The sequence below is a fragment of the Salinicola sp. genome (assembly GCF_982684285.1).
On the sequence record NZ_CEXLVS010000040.1, the window covers coordinates 1 to 21,808 of the forward strand.

Sequence of the window (21,808 nt, forward strand, 5' to 3'; positions counted from 1 at the left end):
ACGTCTTCAATATCGCCATCGAGGGCAACTTCGACGATGCCCAGGCGATGGTCAAGGCGAGCTTCGCCGACCAGGCTTTCCTCGACGGCGAGCGGCTGGTGGCGGTCAACTCGATCAACTGGGCGCGGATCATGGCCCAGATCGTCTACTACGTGGCTGCCGGCGTGGCGCTGGGTGCACCGCATCGCGAGGTCAGCTTCTGCGTGCCGTCGGCCAACTTCGGCAACCTGTTTGCCGGCTACATGGCCTATCGGATGGGCCTGCCGGTCAAGCAGTTCGTCATCGCTACCAATGCCAACGACATCCTGCACCGTACGCTTGCCGACAACGACTTCTCCAAGCGTGAACTCGCGGCGACGCTGGCACCGTCGATGGATATCGTGGTGTCGTCGAATTTCGAGCGGCTGCTGTTCGACGCCTATGACCGCGACGGCGATGCCGTGCGCGACCTGCTCGAGCGCTTCCAGCAGGAGCCGGCCGTGCTGGCGGACGCGCCACTGGCCAGGCTGCGCGAGAAATTCTCGAGCTTCAGCGTCGACGACGACCCCATCCTGGCAGCGATCCGCGATGCGCATCATCGCACCAAGGAGCTGCTCGATCCGCATACCGCCACCGGTTACCGGGCAGCGGAGCGCGCACGTGCCGATGCCGTGACGCCGATGATCACGCTGGCAACGGCGCACCCGGCCAAGTTCGCCGAGGCGGTGGTCAAGGCGGGATTCTCCGGCGTGCCGCTGCCACCGCACATGGACGACCTGCTCGAGCGCGAAGAGCGCTACAGCGTACTCCCTGCCGACCTGAAAGCCGTGCAGGCGTTCGTCGCCGGCAACCGGCGCTGAGCCGAGGCGCACGGCGCGAAACGCAGTCTTGGGATGGCAGAGCGAGGACAAGTCATGTTGAAGATCTGGGGACGGGCGAACTCCACCAACGTCAAGAAGGTGCTGTGGTGTGCCGCCGAGCTGGAGCTGCCCTTCGAACGGCTCGACGCGGGCGGCGCCTATGGCGTGGTCAACGCACCCGCCTACCGGGCCATGAACCCCAACGGCCTGATCCCTTGTATACAGGATGACGACCTCGTGCTTTGGGAATCCAACGCCATCGTGCGCTATCTGTGTGCCAGATATGGTCGCGACTCCCTGCATGACGAGGATCCCGCAGTGCGCGCCGGGGCCGACAAGTGGATGGACTGGACGACATCGTCACTGGCATCGCCCTTCAGGGATCTGTTCTGGAATACGGTGCGCCTGCCGGTCGAGCAGCGCGACGACAAGGCTGCCGAAAAGGGGCTTGCCGCCTGCGGCGCGCTACTCGGCATGGCAGACCGGGCATTGGCCGAACGGCCTTTTTTGTCGGGGCCGGCGTGGGGGATGGGGGATATCCCGCTGGGCTGCTTCACCTACGCCTGGTTCGAGATGGATATCGCGCGTCCCGACCTGCCGCACCTGGCAGCTTGGTACACGCGGCTGCAGTCGCGCCCGGCCTATCGCCAGCACGTCATGACCGCACTCACCTGAGTTCTCGATGCCTGTTTTCCCAACTTCGCCCGCTGCGATTCGCGACCACTCCCGTCGTCGCATTCAGCCGCGCTCCCGCGACGAAGACGTCTATCGGCGCGGACTGGCCGCCGGGCTCTCCGAGCTTCAGGCGCGGATTCTCGCCGGCCGCCTTCACGGCCACGAGGGCCCGCTCGAGGCGCTGACTGCGCCGGCGCTGCGCTACCTCAGCCATCCCGAGCAGCTTTGCGACGCTCGCCGTGGCGCCGAGCGCATCGCGCGAGCGGTGAGCGAGGGCGAACACATCGGCATTCTCACCGACTACGATGTCGACGGCATCACTTCCCACGTGGTGATGCTGCGTTCGATGATCGAGCTGTTCGGCGTGCCGGCGGCAAAGCTGCACAGCCTGATCGGGCATCGAATCAACGACGGCTACGGCATTAGCCTGCCGCTGGTCGAGCGCACCCTGGCGCTGAAGCCGCGCCCCAGCCTGGTGATCACCGCCGATTGCGGCTCATCGGACGAGCCACGGATCGCCCGGCTGCGCGAGGCCGGAATCGACGTGGTGGTGACCGATCACCATGCGCTGCCGGTGGAGGGCCCCCCGACCTCCGCCTATGCCACCATCAATCCCACGCGCCCCGATTGCAGCTATCCCGACAAGACCATTGCCGGATGCATGGTCGCCTGGCTGATGATGTCGCTGACCCGCTCGGTGCTGGTGGAGCAGGGCGTGCTGTCGGCATCGACGCCGAAGCTCTCGCCGTGGCTCTCCTACGTGGCGCTGGGTACGGTGGCCGACTGCGTCTCGCTGGGGGCGAGTGCCGCCAATCGCGCCGTGGTGACCTACGGCTTGAAGCTGATCAATCGGATGGAATTCGCCTGCTGGCGCGTCATGGCGGAGCGCCTCGGTGCCGACAGCGTACCGTTCGATGCCGAGACGCTGGCGTTCCAGATGGGGCCGCGCATCAACGCCCGCTCGCGTCTGGACGACCCCTATGCGGCACTGCACTACATGCTGGCGGTGGACGACGGCATCGCTCGCCAGCATCTTCAGGTCCTCGACGATGACAACCAGGCACGCAAGGCGCTGGAGGCGGACATGGTCGAGAGCGCCCGGGCGCTGGCCAGGCCACAGCTGGACGAGAACTGGCCGGCGCTGATGATCCATCTGCCGGAAGGACACGCCGGCGTGCAGGGCATCGTCGCCTCGCGGCTGGTACAAGCCTACGGCAGACCGACGCTGGTGCTGACACCGGCGACCGCGCCGGACATGCTCACCGGTTCCGGACGCTCGATCGAGGCGTTGCATCTGCGCGATGCGCTGCAGCGCGCTCACGAGCTCTCGCCCTCGAGTCTGCCACGTTTCGGTGGGCACCGGGGGGCCGCCGGCGTGGGGGTACCGCTGGCCGAGATGGAGGCGTTTCGACGCGCGTTCCTGCAGGCGGTGCGGGAGCAGCTCGGCGAGCGGGAGCTGTTTCCCGTCGTATGGACCGACGGCGCGCTGACAGCCTCGCAAATGAGCCTCTCGACGCTGGACGAGCTCGAAGCCCTGGCGCCCTACGGCCGCGAGTTCGATGCGCCGCTGTTCGAGGCCGAGTTCTTCGTCGAGCAGCTGCGTCCGGTAGGCGCCGAGGGCAATCACCTGATGCTCGAACTCTCCTGCGACGCGGTCGTCTGCCGGGCGATCTGGTTCCGCGCGCTCAATCCCGGGGAAGCCGCGCCGATCTCGCTGGGCGACAGGGTGCGCTGTGCCTTCAAGCTGTCTCGCAATCGCTGGAAGGGGCGGGAGTCGTTGCAGCTGATGGTCGAGCACGCCGAGCGCCTTTAGGAGAATGGAAAATACTGACTGAACGGCTGCGCGACCCCGGCGTTTCCGGTGAATCACTGCGTTGTGCGGTGCCGGGGCGTCGGTCCGATCGGAATCCTCGCTACCCCATGGGCTCCGGTTGCTCCGCTCGCCGGCTTGTTCGGCATTTCCTCGGCTCATCGGGGTCATGGGATGCCCGCTGACTTCTTGCCGTCTGCTTTATAGACTTGCCGTTATAATCCCTCGGCGGCGCCACAAGCGCCGACGCTGAATTCGACTGCCTATCCGGCGGCACAACGACAACAAGGGGGTCCGCATGGAACGGGTCTATCGCCACCGTCCCCACGAGGACGTGCTGGCCATCCTGCTGGGGGCGTCCTGCGCTGCCCTGGGCCTGGCGCTCTATCATCACGCCCAGATATTGATCGGCAGTACCGCGGGGATCGCGCTGCTGGTGACCTACGTCACCGGATGGAACTTCGGGCCGGTCTTCTTCTTGGTCAACCTGCCGTTCTATTGGCTGGCATGGCGTCGCATCGGCCACCATTTCACCTTCAAGACCTTTGGTGCGGTGGCGTTGCTGTCGTGGATATCCTGGATGCTGCCGGACTGGCTGGAGATCGGCACGGTCGACCCGCTGTTCGCGGCGCTGGCAGGGGGCAGCCTGATCGGCCTGGGCGTGCTGTTCCTGTTCCGCCACCGTGGCAGCCTCGGCGGGTTCAACATCCTCGCGGTCTACCTGCAGGATCGTTACGGCTGGCCGGCGGGGAAGGTGCAGGTGGGCCTGGACGGCCTGATCATGCTGGCCGCGTTCTTCGTGCTGCCGGTCACCAACGTGCTCTATTCGATCGTCGGCACCGTGGTGCTGGGGGCGATTCTCACCATCAACCACCGCCCGGGGCTCTATACCGGCGTCAGTCAGAGCTGAAGGCCCTGGTGCGAAAGCGGCTTCAACCGGCGCCGGCGTTCAATAGTTGGGCCACAACCCCGGCGTGACCAGCTCGAGCAGATGGTTGTCCGGATCGCGGAAGTAGAGACTCACGCTCCCTTTCGGCCAGCGGGTCCGGCCTTCGATCTCGATCCCTCGAGCGGCGAGATGCGCCTCCCAGTCGTCGAGACTTGCGCTCGGAATCGCCAGCGCCAGATGCTGGCGACCGGCGCCGTCATGGGGAGGAATCGTGCCCATGCCGTGGGGCAGCTCGACCGTCTCGCCGGTCTGGCCCTGCTGGAACACCAGCAGCATGGTGTCGCCGGTGGGGTAGGCGGTGAAGCGCTCGTCCTCGAGATGAGGCTCGAGGCCGAGCACCTGGGTGAAGAAGTCCCGGGCCCGCTTCATGTCGGCCGTGTAGAGAACGCTTTCGATGACGCCGCCCAGCGGTGGCGCGTGGTGTGGTGAAGTCATCGTTTTCTCCTTGCCGGTTGCGCCCTTGGCTGGCTGCGATCAGCCTCGCAGCCAGAACCACCAGACGATGAACAGAATCACCGCAATGCCCAGGGTATTGAGCAGAAGTGTCATGCCGTCGCTTCCTTTGCGTCGATCTTGGTTGGCGGACGTTGACCGCCACCGGGTCGCAGCAGGCGTAGCCGATTGGCATTGCTGACCACCGTCACCGACGACAGCGACATTGCCAGCGCCGCGATCATCGGGGACAGCAGTAGCCCGGTGAGCGGGTAGAGTATACCGGCGGCAATCGGGATGCCCAACGCGTTGTAGCCGAAGGCGCCCCACAGGTTCTGCTTGATGTTGGAGAGCGTCGCGCGGCTGATGGCGATGGCGTCACCGACGCCGTGCAGCGAGTTTCGCATCAGCGTCATGCCGGCGCTCTCGATGGCGATATCGGTACCCTGGCCGATGGCAAAGCCCACGTCGGCCTGCGCCAGCGCCGGGGCGTCGTTGATACCGTCTCCGACCATGCCGACACGCTCGCCCGCCTGCTGCAGCTCGGCGATCACCCGCTGCTTGTCCTCGGGCATCAGTTCGGCGCGCACGTCATCAATCCCCGCTTCGTGGCCGATGGCTGCCGCGGCCGCTCGATTGTCACCGCTCAGCATCACCACCTTCACTCCTTCTGCTCGCAGGCGCGCGATCGCCGCGCGGCTGTCCGGACGCAGCGCATCGCGCACCGCAAACAGCGCTGCCAGCTGTCCGCCACTGGCTAGATAGATCACGCTGGTCGCCTGCGCCTGCCACTTTTCCGCCTCGGTCTCAGCGGCGGCGATGTCGATACCTTGCTCCCTCATCAGCGCCGCGTTTCCCAGCAGCGCCCGGCTGCCATCACCCAGCGTGGCGGCGACGCCGCGACCGGTCAGGCTCTGGAAGTCGTGAATCTCCAGGCTATCCGTGGCATCTCCGACGTGGGTCATCAGGGCATCGGCCAGCGGATGCTCCGACCCGCGCTCCAGGGCAGCCACCACGGCCCCGACGCGGGGTTCGTCCTGCCAGTAGCGGCTGTCGGTGACGCTCGGCTTGCCGACGGTCAGTGTCCCGGTCTTGTCGACCACCAGCGTGGTCAACTGGCTCGCGGTCTGCAGCGCTTCGCCGTCGCGGACCAGGACGCCGTATTCGGCGGCCTTGCCGATACCGATCATGGTCGAGATCGGCGTCGCCAGGCCCAGCGCGCAGGGGCAGGCGATGATCAGTACGGTGGTCGCCGCCACCAGCATGTGAACGAGCTGCGGCGGCGGACCGAAATCGAGCCAGATCATCGCCGTGATCACGGCGATGATCATCACGCTGGGCACGAAGATCGCCGAGACCTTGTCCGCCAGCGCGCCGATCGGCGGTCGCGACTCCTGGGCACGGGAGACCTGGTCGACGATACGACCCAGTCGGGTGTCGTCTCCGATGTGGGTCGTGCGATAGATCAGACCGCCCTTGCCATTGACGGTACCGGCGCTGACCCGATCCCCCCGGGCCTTGCGTATCGGCGCCGGCTCGCCGGTGAGCATCGACTCGTCGATGAAGCTTTCGCCATCCTCGACGGTCCCGTCGACCGGCAGGCGCTCGCCCGGGCGCACCCGGATCCGGTCGTCGACCCGGACTTGCCCGAGCTCGATATCGCGCTCCTCTTCGTCACGGATCACCCGGGCCGTCTTGCTCTGCAGGTCGAGCAGGCGGGAGAGCGCCTGGCTGGTGCGACCGCGGGCGCGCAGTTCCAGCGTCTGGCCGATGCCGATCAGGCCGACGATCATCAGCGAAGCTTCGAAATAGAGATGACGGGAACCCTCGGGGATCGCCGTGGGCACGATCAGTACGGCCATCGAATAGAGCCATGCCGCCGCGCTGCCCAGGGCGATCAGGGTGTCCATGTTGGCCTGGTGATGGCGAAACGCCTTCCAGGCGCCGTCGAAGAAGCGGCGGCCGGCGGTTGCCAGCACGCCCAGGGTGGCGAGCCCCAGCAGTAGCCATACCCAGCGTTCGCCACCGACGAGTCGCGGGGTATGGACGAACATCGCCAGCATCATCGGCACGCCCAGCGCCAGGCTGACCGTCGATTCGATGGCATGGCGGCGGGCCTGACGGGAGGCGTTCTGCTGGCGCTTCGTGGCAGCCTCGCGCAGATCCTCGATCGGCGAGGCACCGTAGCCGGCGCTCTCGACCGCCGCGACCAGGTCGGCAGTGGTGGCCTGGCCGCTGACCTGGGCCGTCTCGCTGGCGAAGTTGACCTGGGCATGCTGCACGCCCGGCGTCCTGGACAATGCCTTCTGCACCGCGTTGACGCAGCCGGCGCAGGTCATGCCGCTGATCGACAGGCGCTGCCGTCGCCCCACCTCCGAAGCCGTCTCGTCCGCCGCAGCGGATGACGTCGGGATATCGGCTTCGACGGGAGCTTCCTCGTCCGGTGGATAGCCGGCCTCGGCCAGCAGTCGGGCGATCCGCTGCCGCGACAGCGTGCTGACGACCTGGAGGCGCTTGTCGTCCGGCTCGCCGCTGATGTCGGCGTGTTCGTCCTCGGCCTGGACCGCCCTGCGCATCCGGCCCACGCAACCCTGGCAGTGCATGGCGTCGACGCGATACCGGTAGCGGCTCATGAACGTCTCCTCGCGGTTGCAGGGCAATCCCCGCCGGCCTCGGGCGCCTGCTCGATCAGTCGGCAGATGCTATGGCCGTCGGGCGTGCCGTCCGGCAGGTGCGACCACTCCCGCATCGCCCTCTCCATGCGATCCGCCAGGGCCTGGAGTTCGCGAATCCGGGCATGGATCTGCGGCAGGCGGGCGGCCAGCAGGTCGCGCACCAGTGGGCAAGGGGAGTCGCCCTGATCCGCCTGTTCCAGGATGTCGGCGATCTCCTTGAGACTGAAGCCCAGCGTCCTCGCCCGCTGGATGAAACGCAGCCGATCGAGATCGCGCTGATCGAACAGCTGATAGCCGTTGTCGGGATCGCGGCGCGGGTTGAGCAACGATTGTCGCGCGTAGTGGCGTACCGTCTCGGGGGTGACGCCTGCGGCCCGGGCTAGTTCGGTGACCTTCATCGGATATCCTCGCTGAGCCTGTCATGAACATGAGTCTAAAACCTGGGTGTTACCCATTGGTCAAGGCGTGACAGCAGGCATTCGTTTTCACTGCCGACCGGCTATAGCCGTTGGTCTTACGACCAAAGAAATGTCCAAAAGGCGATTAAAACGACCGTTTGCTAATTGACGCTAAACCACCATTCCGTCACAACGGGAAGTGACAAGTCGAGCCTTTCCCACGCGGGGAAGTGGCTTGGAAAACAACGGAATCACCGACCGCATGATAGGCAAGCAAGACGCCGCCGCGGCGGCTTCCTGGGTCCAGGGGAAACCAATCATGATCATTCGTTATCGTCGTCTATCGTTGGCCATTGCACTGGTGAGCGCCGCCGCATCGGGGCAGGCCGTGGCGGGAGCGTTCCAGCTACAGGAGCAGAGCGTCAGCGGCCAGGGGACCTCCTGGGCCGGGCGCTCCTCCAATGTGCAGGACGGCTCCATCGTCTTCGGCAACCCGGCCGGCATGTCGTTCCTCGACCGCGCCCAGGTCACCGCGGGCACCCACTATATCGATGCCAGCTCGGACATCAGCAACGACAGCGGCACCCAGCCGGCGCTCACGCCGGGCGGTGTTGCCGTGGTCGGCACCCAGGGCAGCAGCGACGGCGACATGATCCCCCACAAGGCGGTGCCGTTCGGCTACTACGTTCAGCCGATCAACGATCGCTGGAGCTTCGGCCTCGGCGTCTATGCGCCGTTCGGCCTGGTCACCGACTACAGCGACGATTTCAAGGGACGCTACTTCGGCAACTACAGCGATCTGGAGATCATCACCGCCCAGCCCACGCTGTCGTACCGCTTCAACGACAAGTTCGCCATCGGCTTCGGCGTGACCTACAACCACATCAAGGGCGAGCTGGAGAGCAAGGCGCCCAACCCGCTCAATCCGACAGCCGCCGGTGACGGCACCGTCAACGTCAAGGGTGACGACGACGCCTGGGGCTACAATATCGGCATGATCTACCGTCCGGTGGAGTCCACCACCCTGGGTCTCACCTACCGCTCCAAGGTCGAATACCACCTCACCGGCGACGTCGACGCCTCCAACGTCTTCGGCGGGGTCGGTGCGGGTGGCCCGGTATTCCTCAACGCCGACGGCGACGCCTCGCTCGACATCCCCCTGCCCGAGACCATCGACTTCTCGGTGACCCACCAGCTCGACGACCGCTGGACGGTGATGGCCGGGGCGACCTACATCCGCTGGAGCCGCTTCGACCAGTTGGTGGTCGACAACGACCTGGGGCTGGATATCAACGAACAGCAGGACTACCGCGATACCTGGCAGTATGCCGCCGGTCTCGCCTACCAGCTCAACCCGGCCTGGACCCTGCGCGGCGGTATCGCCTACGACCAGTCGCCGGTCAAGGACGCCCACCGCAGCCCACGCGTGCCCACGGCGGACCGCACCCTGGTCTCGATCGGCGCCGGCTGGACGCCGATCCCCGACCTGACCATCGATGCCGCCTACAGCTACATCTGGGAAGATCGCGCCGACGTCGATCTGCAGGACGAAAACGGTAACTCCTATCAGGCCGAATACGACAACTCGCTCAACCTGTTCGGCGTGCAGGCGACCTATCGCTTCTAGGCCCTGGGTTCGTCTATCGACGATCCCGCTCGACCACTCTGCGACCCCGGCCTTGGCCGGGGTCGTCGCGTAATGGCGGGCGTGTCGGTCTGGCGGCGCATCGACGCCAGCCTTATGGCGCCCGAATCCGGGGGCGATGGTTAAGATGCACAACTGTCATCATTCGTTTCCGAACCGTTACACAATGAAAAGCTTGGTCACTCATTCGCCCTCCCTGGGCGATGGAGAGGCGAGATACTAAGTGAACCCCAGGCAGACGACTCAGGCCTCCCTTTCCATCAAGGAGACTATCGATGGCCCCTTCCGTGAACTCAGATCGCGAAATCGAGACACCGGATACCGTTAACGCACCGGCGGACTCCCCGCAGTGGGTGTCGACGCTGGTCAGGGCCATCGCCTCGGGCAAGACCGATGGCGAGACAGCAGAGACCGACGCTGCGGAGAAGCCCGAGCAGACCTCCGATACGTCGCTGAGCGCCGAGCAGATACGTGACAAGTACGACATCCCGGATTTCACCGGCGACGGCCTGATGGAGGCCGAGGTCGATGAGAAAGACAATGACGGCAACCGCAAGACGGTGGGGCAGAAGGCTGCCGAGGATTTCATCCAGGGCATCCGCGATGACGTCAAGAGCGGCAAGCTCGGCGAAGAGTCGGACGAAGCGAAGCTGGTCGACCTGATCGATGCCCAGGGGGCCACCGATCATGGCTACGATCTCTATGGCTACGTCGAGCTGATCGAGTCCGGCGGTTCGACCTATCGCCAGGCACAGACGGAGCCGACACATCTCACCGGTGACGATGCCAAGGCGATCATCGACGAGGACGAGCTGGCCAAGCAGATATCCGAGCTGATGCAGAAGGAGGGTATCAGCAGGCGCTATGACGATTCGCTGCAGGGGGCTATCGAAAGCGTCCCCGACGACAAGCGTGAGGCGATCAGCGACAAGGTCAACGAAGCGCTATTCGACGCCGACGGCAAGGCCAACCTCGAGTTCGAGGATTACGTCATCGCGATGAAGGAGAAGGCGGACGCGACGGAAGACGAGGCGCTCTCGGACAGGATTCAGGCTGAAGTCGACAACTATTTCGAAGCACTGCAAGCGCTGGAGCCGGATAGCTACAAGGACCGGAAGCAGGCCTTCGACCAGAACATGATGACCCATCAGCTCGACGGCTACATGGAAAATCCCGACTCGGTGGATGCGGAAAATGTCAGCACGGGGCTGCGCGACACCATCGATATCGTGCAGGGGGGCATCAACAGCGCGCTTCAGCACCTGGACAAGACCGACAAGTCCTACAACGCTTATCAAACCCTGAACCGCGATCTGGAATCGTTCAAGTCGTCACTATCCAAGTTGTCGGCGGGCGAGCACAAGAAACTCGCCGAATCCCTGCGCCTGGCGACGGAGGTCACCAACCGGCCGGGTATCAGTCAGGCGGAAAAGGACAAGCTGTTCCAGAAGATCGTCAACGACAATCTGACAGCGTTGCCAGAGGCGGAAAAAGGGACCTTCAAGAAGGTTCTCGATTCGGCCAGCTCCAGCGGCACGCTGGGTGCCATGAGCGGGATGATGAGCCTCATCAGCGGTGGCATGCAGATATCCAATGGCGGCTGGGACGAGATGACCACCGATGAGCGGGTGGGGGCCGTCCGGGACTTGGTGGGGGCGCTCAGTTTCGGCAACGATTTTGCCAAGTTCGGTTCGAATCTCATCGAGACGCTGGGCGGAAAGCGCGAGGTGCCCGGCATCGAAGGCGGCGTGCCGCGCGCCAATGCGACCGCCTGGCTTGGGCTGCTGGGCGACAACTTCCCTGACATCTGGAGATCCGGCGCCGACGTCAAGGCCGATCTCTTCGCCGAAAACATCAGTCTGCGCGTGGACAACGGGTCCCGGAGTCTCGGCAATCAAGGCATTCCACTCGACGATCTCGATGAGAACGGGCGGAGAAACTTCGACAAGCTGGCGGAAAATCTGGGCAACCAGATGATCGACACCGGCACCAGGACCTCGGGCACCGACATCGCCAAGAAGGTGGGGCGCTCGTATCTGCGCTTCATGGGGGGCGCGGGCCTGGATATCACCGGCGGCGTCATGGATCTCGTCACCGGCGTCAAGAAGCTCAAGGACGCCGATACGGCGCTGGAGAGAGCCGGCGCCGGTATTCAGATAGGGCTGGGCTCCTCGACCACCGGCATGGCGATCGCCAACACGGTCTCGATGTTCGCCCCCAGTGGCAGCAACCTTGCCGCCAACCTCGGTGGTATCGGCACCCGCGTGATGAGCGGGATCTTCATGGGGGCGCGCGTGGCTGGTCCCATCCTGGGCGTCGTCGGCACCGTCTTCGGCGTCGCCGGAACGCTGATCGCCGAAGCGATCAATCATCAGAAAATGCAGAAGCTGACCGACTCCCAGGGAGAGTTCTTCAAGGATCTCTCCGAGTACGGCGTGACCGAGGAGGATTGGGGCGACAAGCTCGAGTTCGCCCGCTACGAGTCCTACATGTACGGCGGCCGGGATTCGCCCGACGACCAGTCGATCTTCGACTACCAGTCGAAGGAGTGGCAGCACTTCCAGGATACCGAGGGCGAACACGGCAGCTCGCTCTCCCGGCTGGCGCCCCATCTGCACAAGGACGGTGACCCCGGCACCGAGAATCTGTGGGAGAAACATCTGACCGGTGGCACCACGCGGCAGACCGGCAAGGACCATGTCAGCAAGACCGACGACTGGCGCCCCTGGAGCGACACCGACCTGGAGGCCGGCGACGAAGGCCTGGGCACTGACGAGCTGCGTCGAAACTCCCGCATGGACGCGATGATGACGCTCTATGGCAAGGATTTCTTTGATGCCCATAAAGCAGAAATCGACACTGTCGCCGCCGTGTGGGACGACTGGAACGGCAGCGATGCCATCGTCAGCCGAGATGATCTTCGGGATATCGTGGCGGACGAGGGAAAGAGTCAGGAGGAGCAGGATGCTGCACAGTTCCTGCTGGACGAGAACGGCTTCTACGACGGGTTGGACTCGTTGAAACAGGGCGGAGACGGTGACGCCAAGATCAGCACCAACGATCTCGACACCTGGCTGGAAGAGCTCGGCGAGGACAGCGTGGAGGAGTATCGACAGACAGCGGCGGCCAACGATTATGGTTCCGCGTTCCTGCAGGATCACTCGGCCGAACTCCAAACGATCGCCGAGCGCTGGAATGACTGGAACGGCAAGGACGATATCGTCAGCCGGACGGATCTTCAGAAGATCGTCGACGATGGCGGCAGGAGCGATGCCGAGCATGACGCGGCGCGTTTCCTGCTCGAGAACGAGGGGTTCTTCAACGCCCTGGACACCTTTCAGAAAGGCGGCAACGGCGACGGCAAGATCAGTACGAAAGATTTCGACGACTGGTTTGCCACCATTGGTGAAGGTGACCTGGATGGCTATCGTCAGGCCTCGGTCGTGGGAGATTACGACATCGATTTCTATCGTGACAACGAGGAGGCGCTGACAGTGGCGATCGACAGTTGGGACGACTGGAACGGCAAGGACGACATCGTCAGCCGCGATGATCTCGACAAGATCGTCGATGACAAGGATCGTGACGAAAGCGAACAGGAAGCGGCGACACTGCTATCCGAGGATCAGGGGCTGTTCGCGGTGCTCGATACCTTCAAGAAAAGCGATGGCAGCGACGGCAAGATCAGTACCAAGGATCTCAACGCCTGGCTCGAGACGATCGGCGTCGAGCGGCGCGCCTGAGATCGGGCAGCCACTCGACGCAAGCTGACGGACTCGCCCCCCGGCCATCTGGCCGGGGGGTGTCGTTCGGGCTGCTTTTCTTCCATCCGAACCGAGGCTACCAGATCACCACCCGCTTTTCGGGCGGCAGGTAGAGATCGTCGCCGGGCGTGACATCGAAGGCGTCGTACCACGCATCCATGTTGCGCACGATGCCGTTGACGCGGAACTGCGACGGCGAGTGGGGGTCGCCCTGCACCCGATTGATCATCTCCTCTTCGCGCATCAGGCGACGCCAGACCTGGCCCCAGGCCAGGAAGAAGCGCTGGTCACCGGTGAAGCCGTCGATGACCGGCGCGGGGTTGCCATCGAGCGAGCGGTGATAGGCACCCAGGGCGATGTTGAGTCCGCCGAGATCGCCGATGTTCTCGCCCATCGTCAGCTGCGGGTCGAGCGGGTAGCCCGGCACCGGTTCGTACTGGGCGTACTGCTGCCCGAGGCGTCTGGCCAGTTCGTCGAAATGCTCGGCGTCGGTGGTCGTCCACCAGTCGGTCAGCATGCCGGTACCGTCCGACTTGCGGCCCTGATCGTCGAAACCGTGGCTCATCTCGTGGCCGATCACCGCGCCGATGCCACCGTAGTTGACCGCCGGATCGGCGTTCGGATCGAAGAAGGGCGGCTGCAGGATCGCCGCCGGAAACACGATCTCGTTGCGTGAGGGCGAATAGTAGGCATTGACGGTCTGCGGGTTCATGAACCACTCGTCCCGGTCCACCGGACCGCCGAGCTTGGCCAGATCGTCCTGCCAGTGCCACTGGCGCGCGGCTCCGATATCGCCGTAAAGATCGTTTGAACTGATGTCCATCCCTGCATAGGTTTCCCATTCATCGGGATAGGCGATCTTGGCGGTGAAGGCGTCGAGCTTTTCCTGCGCCCGCTGACGGGTCCGGTCGGTCATCCAGCTCACCTGGTGTTGCAGACGATCGCGATAGGCGTCTTCGAGATTGGCGACCAGCGTCTCCATCTCGCTCTTGGCCCGGGGCGGGAAGTGCAGCATCACGTAGAGCTTGCCGGCGGCCTGCCCCAGGAAATCGTTGATCAGCGATACGCCGCGTTTCCAGCGCTCGCGCTGCTCCGGCTGGCCGGACAGACGCTTGCCGTGGAAATCGAAGTGCGCCCGGCTGAAGTCGCTCGAGAGGTAAGGACTGTTGGCGTCCAGCAATCTAAACGTCGCATAGGTCTTGAGCGTCGAGAGCGGCGTTTCGTCATAAAGCCGTGCCAGCTCGCGAATGGCGGTGTTCTCCGCCAGCACGACCTCGTCCTGACCGGCAAGTCCGCTGGCCGAGAGCCATGGCTGCCAGGGGAAACCGGGGGCATAGTCGCCGAGTCGATCCAACTGCAGTGGATTGTAGGTCAGATCGCGATCCCGCTGTTTGGCCGGTGCCCACTCGACCCTCGCCATGGCGGTCTCCAGCTCGAGGATACGCTGCGCACTTTGCCGGGGATGGGGCTGCCCGGCCAATGTGAGGAGCCTGTCGATGTAGCCGAGGTAGGCCTGGCGAATCGCGTCGAAGCGCGGATCGTCGCCGAGATAGTAGTCCCTTGTGGGCAGGATCAGCGGAATCTGCGATAGGTAGACGGCGTAGCGATCCGGCGCCTTGACGTCGATATCGATCTCTGGCGTCACGATAGCCGGCACGCCGAGGCGGCTGTCGGCGCTGAACCGGGCCAGATCCCCCTTGCTCCCGATCGCCGCCAGGCGCTCCAGGTCCGGTATCAGCGGCGTGAGGCCCTTGGCCTCGATAGCGCCCTCGTCCATCCAGGCGTGGTAGAGATCGCCCAACCGCTGCTGGGGCGAGTTCGGCGGGGTGTCGGCGCCATCGAGCTGGCGCAGAATGTCGCGCACCTGCTGTTCGGCGCGGTCGGCCAGCACGGTAAAGGCGCCGTAGTTGCTGCGGTCGGACGGAATCGAGGTGCGTGCCAGCCAGCCGCCGTTGACGTAGTGGTAGAAGTCGTCGCCAGGGGCGACGCTGGTGTCGCGGGCGCTCAGGTCGACGCCCCACTTGCCCATGGCGGGAGCGAGGTCCGGCGTATCGGCGAGGGCGTTGGCCGCCGTCGTGCCGGCAATTGCGAGGACGGCCAAGGCACACGCCGATGTCAGGGCGGAAACGGTGCGTCTGTGAGTCATAACCCCTCGAGCTGTTGGGTGGAACTGACAAAGAAGCCGCTACTAGAACGGATAAAAAACTGTCACTGGAACGGATAAAAAAGCCGCTACACAGGGTAGCGGCAACCGATCGAAGAAACCTCATTGACAAGACGCGTTCACGTCTCTTTGCTCCAGGTGTGGTCAGAAGTTGTAGCGCACCAGCAGATCGGTCTCGTCGTTACCGTAGTCGCTATCGTCGACGTTTCGCGAATCGTCGAATTTGCGCTCGACGGCGAGAATCAGGTTGTCGTCGAAAAGCAGCCACGCCGCCCCCGCGAGATAGAACGCGCTACGAGCGTCGGAGTCGCGATCCTCCAGTCGGTTGAGACCGGTGTAGAGCTGGACCGTACCGGGGACCTGTTCCTTGACGTTGTAGAGTGCGACGCCTTCGTAACCGCGCGCTTCGTCGACGATGCCGTCGCCGCTCTCGACCCCGCTGAAGTCACCGTCGCGCACCAGGTTGTGGTACTCGCCCGCGGTCAATGCGAAGTACCAGTTGCCCGGCGTCCAGCGCGCCGCGAGCAGGCCGGCGTCGACACTCTCATCCGTCTTGCCACCGCCGCTCAGCTCACCGTCGATATCGCTGTGGGTGTAGGTGAAGCCGAACGACCACTCGTCGGTGGGTTGATAGACCGCCGCGCCCTGCGCCGTGTACTTGCGATCCAGACCGGTGAGATTGCCGCTGTAGCCCACCGAGTTGGGAACGTCGTCCCGGGAGGTCTGGTAGAGCAACCCGAGCGTCCAGTCACCCCAGTTGTTCTTGTAGGAGATGGCGTTGTCGGGGCGTCCGTTGCCGTCGAAGCCGCCATCGCTGGAAGCGCCGTTGAAACTGCCCTGGGCCGCCGCCCCGTTGTACCAGAACCAGTCGGTCCAGTAGGCGACCATGTCGTACCACAACGAGTACTGCTTGCCGATCAGGATGGTGCCGTAGTCGTCGTGACTGACACCGGCGTAGAGCAGACGCTTGTAGTGATTGTCGGTGCCGTCCTCGAAGAACGGGTCGAAGCCCCACTCCGCACGGGCGATCGATGACCAGCCGCCCTGGAAGTTGTGTTCGTGAATCAGACGAACGCGCGATCCGGCATTTTTCGGATCGTGATCGTCGTGCACGTCGTCGACGAAACTGCTTCCCGCCGCGATGCGGCCGCTGACCGTGAGTTTGTCCTGGGTCGTCTCGTAAAGCGTTACGGCCAGTGCAGATTGGCTGGCCAAAAGGGTCCCGGTAGCGACGAGGGTCGCCACAAACGTTTTATTCATCATGATGACTCTTGCTAACTGTTTTTATAAAGAGTGTTCACTCGTTGTCGAGAGTGCGGTCACTGCTTGGATGACACCGGTCGCGTCGACGATCAGTCGTTGCTGACGGCCTGGCTGTCCAGGAACTCTTCCAGCGAGAGCTGGCGGTCGCTGTCGACATCGGCGGTGCCGAAGGCCCCCATCAGATCGGAATCCGAGCGCGCTTCGCTGACATCGATGACGCCGTCGCCGTCGCTGTCCAGGGAGTGGAATCTATCGACCAGCTCGGGTGGTGCGCTCATCTCCAGCTTGCCTCGCTCGAAACTGCCGGCACCGTCACCTGCCGGGGTGTAGCTCTGGCAACCTGCCAACGCCACTAGTGCAGTGACGGAAAAGAGTCCCGTTGTTATGGACTTTGTACTCAAGAACATCTTTGGCTCCCTTTCAGGAGTGGGTTTTGAGGTATGAACCCCGCTTTTTGGCCGCAGATGTCCCAGGCGGGTGCCCTGGGGGCATCCGCGGCCAAATTCTGTTGTTATTGGAAGAGAAAGGCGTTAGGCGGCTTCGCTCTCCAGAAATGCCGCTTTCAGCAGCGCCTGGGTATAGGGTTCCCGGGGATTCGAGAAGATCGTTTCCGCCGAGCCGTGTTCGATGACCCGCCCCTCCTTCATCACCATCACGTCGTCGGAGAGCGCGCGAACCACCGACAGGTCGTGGCTGATGAACAGGTAGGTCAGGCCGTGCTTCTTCTGCAGATCCCGCAGCAGGTCGATGACCCGCACCTGGACCGAGCGGTCGAGGGCCGAGGTCGGCTCGTCGAGCAGCAGCAGCTCGGGCTTCAGGATCAGCGCCCGGGCGATGGCGATCCGCTGGCGCTGGCCGCCGGAGAACTCGTGGGGGTAGCGGTTGCGCATGGCCGGATCGAGGGCGACCTCTTCCAGCGCGGCGATGACCTCGGCCTCGCGCTGGCGGCGATTCAGCGCCGGGTGATGCACCTTGAGGCCTTCGCTGATGATGTCGCCCACCGTCATGCGCGGGGAGAGCGAACCGAAGGGGTCCTGGAATACCACCTGCAGGCGTGAACGCAGCGGACGCATGCCGGACTTGTCGAGTCCGGAGATGTCGGCTTCCTCGAAGCGGATCTCGCCCTCGGATTTCAGCAGTCGCAGCAGGGCGCGGCCGAGCGTCGATTTGCCCGAGCCGGACTCGCCGACGATGCCCAGCGTCTCGCCGCGGCGGATGGAGAGATTGATCCCGCGCACCGCCTCGAAGTACTCGCTCTTGCCGAACAGGCGCTTCTTCAGCGCGAAGCGCACCTTGATGTCCCGACCGCTCATCAGCACCGGTGCGTCTGCCGGGGCGGGCTCCTTGCGCCCACGCGGAATGGCGTCCAGCAGCATGCGGGTGTAGTCGTGCTGGGGCGCCTCGAACACGTCCAGGGTGCGGCCGCTCTCGACCACCTCGCCGTAACGCATCACCGCGACACGATCGGCGAAGTGGCGAACGATGCTCAGGTCATGGGTGATGAACAGGATCGCCATGCCGTACTCGGCCTGCAGCGACTTGAGCAGGTCGAGAATCTGCGCCTGCACGGTGACATCGAGTGCGGTGGTCGGCTCGTCGGCGATCAGCAGTTTCGGCTCGCAGGCCAGCGCCATGGCGATCATCACGCGCTGGCGCTGGCCGCCGGAGAGCTCGTAGGGGTAGCTGTCGATGCGCCGTTCCGGCTCGGGGATGCCGACCTGGTTCAGGAGCTCCAGGACGCGCTGCCGATTGGCCTGGCCCTTGAGCTGCTTGTGCCGGATCAGCACTTCACCGATCTGCTTGCCGATGCGGTGCAGCGGGTTGAGCGAGGTCATCGGCTCCTGGAAGATCATCGAGATGTCGTTGCCGCGCACGCGACGCATGCGCTTGGGCGTGACCTCCAGCAGGTTCTCGCCGTTGAAGCGGATCGCGCCGGTGGTCTCGGCGAGTTCGGGCAGCAGGCGCATGGCGGCGGTGGAGGTGACCGACTTGCCGGAGCCGGACTCGCCGACCAGCGCCATCGTCTCGCCCTCGGCAATGGCGAAGCTCACGTCCTTGACCGCCGTCACCGGCCCGGTGGGCAATTGAAACGTCACGCTGAGCTTGTCGATTTCGAGCAGAGAACTCATGAAACGGCTCCCGACGTTGTTGGAGAGTCGTACGCCGGCGAAAAATCGGCGAGCGATGGCCAGCCGAGGCGAACAGCTTCGAAGGCGCGGAGTTGATGGGGTATCAATGAGCAGCCTGAGGGGCTGTTCAACGATTGGATCTCAAATACGGGCTGGGCGAGCGCAGGCATTTTTCGGGCTCCTCAGCGTGTGCGCGGGTCGAGGGCATCACGCAACCCATCACCCAGGAAGTTGAGACAGAACAGCGTGGCGGCGAGGAAGAACGACGGCACCAGCAGCATCCACGGGGCGCTCTCCATCATGTCCACGCCCTCGGAGATCAGCACGCCCCAACTGGTCAGCGGCTCCTGCACGCCGAGCCCCAGAAACGACAGGAAGCTTTCGAGCAGAATCACCTTGGGCACGGTGAGGGTGACGTAGATGATCACCGGGCCGATGGCGTTGGGAATCAGGTGGCGGGTGACGATCTTGGTGTCGCGCACGCCCAGCGCATGGGCCGCCTCGATGAACTCGCGACGCTTCAGCGCCAGGGTCTGGCCGCGCACGATGCGGGCCATGTCGAGCCACTCCACCGCGCCGATGGCGGCGTAGATCAGGAAGATGTTGCGGCCGAACACCACCATCAGCAGGATCACCAGGAACATGAACGGCAGCGAGTACATGATGTCGACGAAGCGCATCATCAGGTTGTCGACGCGCCCGCCGACATAGCCGGACACGGCGCCGTAGAGCACCCCGATGATCAGGCTGACGAAGGGCGCCACCAGCGCCACCGACAGCGACACCTGGCCCCCATAGAGGGTGCGGGTCAGCAGGTCGCGGCCGTTGGCGTCGGTGCCGAGCCAGTGGCCGCCTTCCAGGGTCGGGCCCACGTCGAAGGCGTTCCAGTCGACGTCGGCCAGCCCCCAGGGGGTCAGCCAGGGACCGATAAAGCAGGCCAGGGTCATCAGGCCGAGCAGCCCCAGGCTGGCCATGGCCGCGCGGTTCTGGCTCAGCCGGCGCCAGGCGTCGCGGCCGCGGCTGTCGCCGACGGGGGCGGCGGTCGGGGCGAGGGAATCGGTACTCATGGCGTCGCCTCAGTCGTCATAGCGGATTTGGGGATCAAGGGCCGAGTAGATCAGGTCCACGATCAGGTTCATCAACACGATCAGGGCGCCGTAGAACACCACCGTGCCCATCACCAGGGTGTAGTCGCGGTTGAGCGCGCCCTGGACGAAGTAGCGGCCGATGCCGGGGATGCCGAAGATCTGCTCGATCACCACGGAGCCGGTGATGATGCCGGCGATGGCCGGGCCCAGGTAGGAGGTCACCGGCAGCAGGGCGGGGCGCAGGGCGTGGCGCCAGACCACCTCGGCCTCGGTCAGCCCCTTGGCTCGGGCGGTGCGAATATAGTGGCTGCCCATCACCTCGATCATGCTGGCGCGCATCATCCGCGCGATGTAGGCGATCTGCTGGATCGATAGCGCGATCACCGGCAGGATCAGGTTGGGCAGGGCGCCGTCGTTCCAGCCCCCCGCCGGCAGCCAGCCGAGCAGCACCCCGAACACCAGCGCCAGCACCGGCGCCACCACGAAGTTGGGCACCGCGATGCCGGCCAGCGCCGTGCCCATCACCGTGTAGTCCACGGCGGTATTGCGCTTGAGTGCGGCGATGATGCCCAGCGGCAGGCCGATCGCCAGCGCCAGCAGGATCGCCAGGCCGCCGATCTGCAGGCTTACCGGGAAGCCCTGCATGATCAGCTCGGTGACGGTGAAGTCCTTGTACTTGAACGAGGGCCCGAAGTCGCCCTGGACCAGGTTGCCCAGGTAGCGGAAGTACTGCTGCCACAGCGGTTCGTCCAGGTGGTAGGCGGCCATCAGGTTGGCCTCGATCTCCGGCGGCAGGGCGCGCTCGCCGTCGAAGGGCCCGCCGGGGGCGATGCGCATCAGAAAGAAGGCGATGGTGATGACGATCAGCATCGTCGGTATGGCCTGGGCCAGGCGTTTCAAGGTGTAGCTCAGCATGGCGCCGTTCCTCGGTTGACATGAAGGGCGGGCCGTCCCTGGCCGCGCCCACGATTGGGTTGGGGCGAGTGGTCGTCAGGGCGCGTCGCCGTCCACGGACACGTAGCGCAGCGGATGCACGTCGAGCGTCGTGGGCTGCCAGCCCTTGACGTCCGGAGAGACCAGATTGACGACCACGTAGTCGTAGATCGGCAGCATCACGTCGGCTTCCAGCAGGCGCTGCTCGGCCTCGGTCATCAGCGCGGCGCGTCGGTTCACGTCGAGCTCATGGGTGCTGGCCTCGACCAAGGCGTCGTACTCGGGGTCCGCGTAGCCGGTGCTGGCCGCCGCCGAGCCTCCCGCCGCGTAGGCGTTGAGGAAGTCGTAGGGGTCGTTGACCGTGGCCACGAAGCCGTAGCGGGCGATCTCGAAGTCGCCCTGGCGCAGGCCGGCGAAGTGCACCGCCGCCTCGCGATTGACCAGATCTATTTCCACCCCCAGCGGGCGCCACATGGCGGCGATGGCCACGGCGATCTTCTTGTGGTCTTCCAGGGTGTTGTAGGACAGCTCAAGTTCAAGCGGTCGATCCGGCCCGTAGCCGGCCTGATCCAGCAGCTCACGGGCCCTGGCCCGGCGGCTGTCCATGCCCTGGTCATGGAAGTCGAGGCTTGCCGAGGTGGGCGAGGCGATGGTGCGCGGCACGAACCAGTAGGACGGCGTCTGGCCCATGCCCAGCAGGCGCTCGGTGATCACCTCGCGGTCGAGCGCCAGATTCAGCGCCTCACGCACCCGCTCATCGCTGAGCGGCGTGCCTTCGCGCAGGTTGAGCATATAGAAGTAGCTGCCGATCAGCGGCCCGACGCGCAGCGACTCGCTCAGGTTTTCCTGGGCCCACTCGAAGCGCGCGGAAGGCACCGCGCCGTAGGCGATGTCGAGCTCGCCTGAGCGAAAACGGTTCATCAGCGCCGAGGTATCCTCGATGGCGTGGAAGTCGACACCCTCCAGCGCCACCTCGTCGGCGGCGTAGTAGCGAGGGTTGCGCTCGACCTCGACCTTGTCCTGGGGCTTCCAGTCGGCGAGCAC

Annotated in this window: 16 protein-coding genes; 6 read left to right on the forward strand and 10 right to left on the reverse strand. The window is 64.7% G+C overall.

The genetic code is table 11. The features are described 5' to 3' along the window. From AC3AYF_RS05480 to AC3AYF_RS05495, 4 genes are all read left to right on the forward strand, one after another. Positions 1–839 (forward strand): PALP domain-containing protein (locus tag AC3AYF_RS05480; protein ID WP_487779491.1); only part of this gene is annotated, 839 nt, incomplete at its 5' end. 54 nt (positions 840–893) lie between these two features. After that, a complete protein-coding gene (locus AC3AYF_RS05485) occupies positions 894–1,514 on the forward strand; it encodes a glutathione S-transferase family protein (protein WP_487779492.1) in 621 nt (206 codons plus the stop codon). Positions 1,515–1,521: 7 nt separating this feature from the next. Beyond that, positions 1,522–3,327 carry a single-stranded-DNA-specific exonuclease RecJ gene (locus AC3AYF_RS05490; RefSeq protein ID WP_295037249.1) on the forward strand — a complete coding sequence of 602 codons (1,806 nt, stop codon included), beginning with the start codon at positions 1,522–1,524 and terminating at the stop codon, positions 3,325–3,327. 295 nt (positions 3,328–3,622) lie between these two features. Continuing rightward, positions 3,623–4,234, forward strand: coding sequence for a YitT family protein (locus tag AC3AYF_RS05495; RefSeq protein ID WP_487779493.1), 612 nt, complete (start codon positions 3,623–3,625; stop codon positions 4,232–4,234). Between the two features lie 39 nt (positions 4,235–4,273). Here the strand turns inward: AC3AYF_RS05495 and AC3AYF_RS05500 are convergent, their stop codons facing one another. The 3 genes from AC3AYF_RS05500 to AC3AYF_RS05510 all read right to left on the reverse strand — a co-directional run bounded on the left by AC3AYF_RS05500 (position 4,274) and on the right by AC3AYF_RS05510 (position 7,778). After that, on the reverse strand, positions 4,274–4,708 hold the full coding sequence (locus AC3AYF_RS05500; protein ID WP_295037252.1) for a VOC family protein: 435 nt from the start codon (positions 4,706–4,708) through the stop codon (positions 4,274–4,276). Between the two features lie 110 nt (positions 4,709–4,818). Then, positions 4,819–7,338, reverse strand: coding sequence for a heavy metal translocating P-type ATPase (locus AC3AYF_RS05505; RefSeq protein ID WP_295037255.1), 2,520 nt, complete (start codon positions 7,336–7,338; stop codon positions 4,819–4,821). Next, positions 7,335–7,778: a MerR family transcriptional regulator gene (locus tag AC3AYF_RS05510; RefSeq protein ID WP_295037257.1), complete on the reverse strand. Its 444-nt coding sequence runs from the start codon at positions 7,776–7,778 to the stop codon at positions 7,335–7,337. The genes AC3AYF_RS05505 and AC3AYF_RS05510 overlap by 4 nt, the downstream gene beginning before the upstream one ends. A gap of 319 nt (positions 7,779–8,097) precedes the next feature. Between AC3AYF_RS05510 and AC3AYF_RS05515 the strand changes: the two genes are divergently transcribed. Next, positions 8,098–9,405 (forward strand): OmpP1/FadL family transporter, encoded by a 1,308-nt coding sequence (locus tag AC3AYF_RS05515; RefSeq protein WP_487779494.1) that lies wholly within the window; start codon positions 8,098–8,100, stop codon positions 9,403–9,405. Between the two features lie 293 nt (positions 9,406–9,698). Next, positions 9,699–13,166 carry a hypothetical protein gene (locus AC3AYF_RS05520; protein ID WP_295037260.1) on the forward strand — a complete coding sequence of 1,156 codons (3,468 nt, stop codon included), beginning with the start codon at positions 9,699–9,701 and terminating at the stop codon, positions 13,164–13,166. 97 nt (positions 13,167–13,263) lie between these two features. Here AC3AYF_RS05520 and AC3AYF_RS05525 read toward each other — a convergent pair whose 3' ends face one another. The 7 genes from AC3AYF_RS05525 to AC3AYF_RS05555 form a co-directional block, all read right to left on the reverse strand. Further along, the gene (locus AC3AYF_RS05525; protein ID WP_487779495.1) at positions 13,264–15,333 is read right to left on the reverse strand and encodes a M13 family metallopeptidase; all 2,070 of its coding nucleotides are present in this window, start codon (positions 15,331–15,333) and stop codon (positions 13,264–13,266) included. Between the two features lie 162 nt (positions 15,334–15,495). Next, complete coding sequence (locus AC3AYF_RS05530; RefSeq protein WP_295040875.1) at positions 15,496–16,611, reverse strand: porin; 1,116 nt, start codon at positions 16,609–16,611, stop codon at positions 15,496–15,498. Between the two features lie 92 nt (positions 16,612–16,703). Continuing rightward, positions 16,704–17,021, reverse strand: coding sequence for an EF-hand domain-containing protein (locus AC3AYF_RS05535; RefSeq protein WP_295040877.1), 318 nt, complete (start codon positions 17,019–17,021; stop codon positions 16,704–16,706). A gap of 123 nt (positions 17,022–17,144) precedes the next feature. Continuing rightward, on the reverse strand, positions 17,145–18,743 hold the full coding sequence (locus AC3AYF_RS05540; protein WP_295040878.1) for an ABC transporter ATP-binding protein: 1,599 nt from the start codon (positions 18,741–18,743) through the stop codon (positions 17,145–17,147). A 182-nt stretch (positions 18,744–18,925) separates the two neighbouring features. Then, complete coding sequence (locus AC3AYF_RS05545; protein ID WP_487779496.1) at positions 18,926–19,810, reverse strand: ABC transporter permease; 885 nt, start codon at positions 19,808–19,810, stop codon at positions 18,926–18,928. A gap of 9 nt (positions 19,811–19,819) precedes the next feature. Beyond that, positions 19,820–20,746: an oligopeptide ABC transporter permease OppB gene (gene oppB / locus AC3AYF_RS05550; protein WP_045991315.1), complete on the reverse strand. Its 927-nt coding sequence runs from the start codon at positions 20,744–20,746 to the stop codon at positions 19,820–19,822. 75 nt (positions 20,747–20,821) lie between these two features. Beyond that, the coding region (locus tag AC3AYF_RS05555; protein WP_487779497.1) for a peptide ABC transporter substrate-binding protein at positions 20,822–21,808 on the reverse strand (987 nt) is incomplete at its 5' end.

Excerpts from the sequence above, each read along its gene's own strand:
- AC3AYF_RS05485 (WP_487779492.1), top strand. The coding sequence starts at position 894 with ATGTTGAAGATCTGGGGACGGGCGAACTCCACCAACGTCAAGAAGGTG.
- AC3AYF_RS05515 (WP_487779494.1), top strand. The coding sequence starts at position 8,098 with ATGATCATTCGTTATCGTCGTCTATCGTTGGCCATTGCACTGGTGAGC.
- AC3AYF_RS05535 (WP_295040877.1), bottom strand. The coding sequence starts at position 17,021 with ATGTTCTTGAGTACAAAGTCCATAACAACGGGACTCTTTTCCGTCACT.
- AC3AYF_RS05540 (WP_295040878.1), bottom strand. The coding sequence starts at position 18,743 with ATGAGTTCTCTGCTCGAAATCGACAAGCTCAGCGTGACGTTTCAATTG.
- AC3AYF_RS05530 (WP_295040875.1), bottom strand. The coding sequence starts at position 16,611 with ATGAATAAAACGTTTGTGGCGACCCTCGTCGCTACCGGGACCCTTTTG.
- AC3AYF_RS05490 (WP_295037249.1), top strand. The coding sequence starts at position 1,522 with ATGCCTGTTTTCCCAACTTCGCCCGCTGCGATTCGCGACCACTCCCGT.
- AC3AYF_RS05510 (WP_295037257.1), bottom strand. The coding sequence starts at position 7,778 with ATGAAGGTCACCGAACTAGCCCGGGCCGCAGGCGTCACCCCCGAGACG.
- AC3AYF_RS05500 (WP_295037252.1), bottom strand. The coding sequence starts at position 4,708 with ATGACTTCACCACACCACGCGCCACCGCTGGGCGGCGTCATCGAAAGC.
- AC3AYF_RS05505 (WP_295037255.1), bottom strand. The coding sequence starts at position 7,338 with ATGAGCCGCTACCGGTATCGCGTCGACGCCATGCACTGCCAGGGTTGC.
- AC3AYF_RS05525 (WP_487779495.1), bottom strand. The coding sequence starts at position 15,333 with ATGACTCACAGACGCACCGTTTCCGCCCTGACATCGGCGTGTGCCTTG.
- AC3AYF_RS05545 (WP_487779496.1), bottom strand. The coding sequence starts at position 19,810 with ATGAGTACCGATTCCCTCGCCCCGACCGCCGCCCCCGTCGGCGACAGC.
- AC3AYF_RS05520 (WP_295037260.1), top strand. The coding sequence starts at position 9,699 with ATGGCCCCTTCCGTGAACTCAGATCGCGAAATCGAGACACCGGATACC.
- oppB (WP_045991315.1), bottom strand. The coding sequence starts at position 20,746 with ATGCTGAGCTACACCTTGAAACGCCTGGCCCAGGCCATACCGACGATG.
- AC3AYF_RS05495 (WP_487779493.1), top strand. The coding sequence starts at position 3,623 with ATGGAACGGGTCTATCGCCACCGTCCCCACGAGGACGTGCTGGCCATC.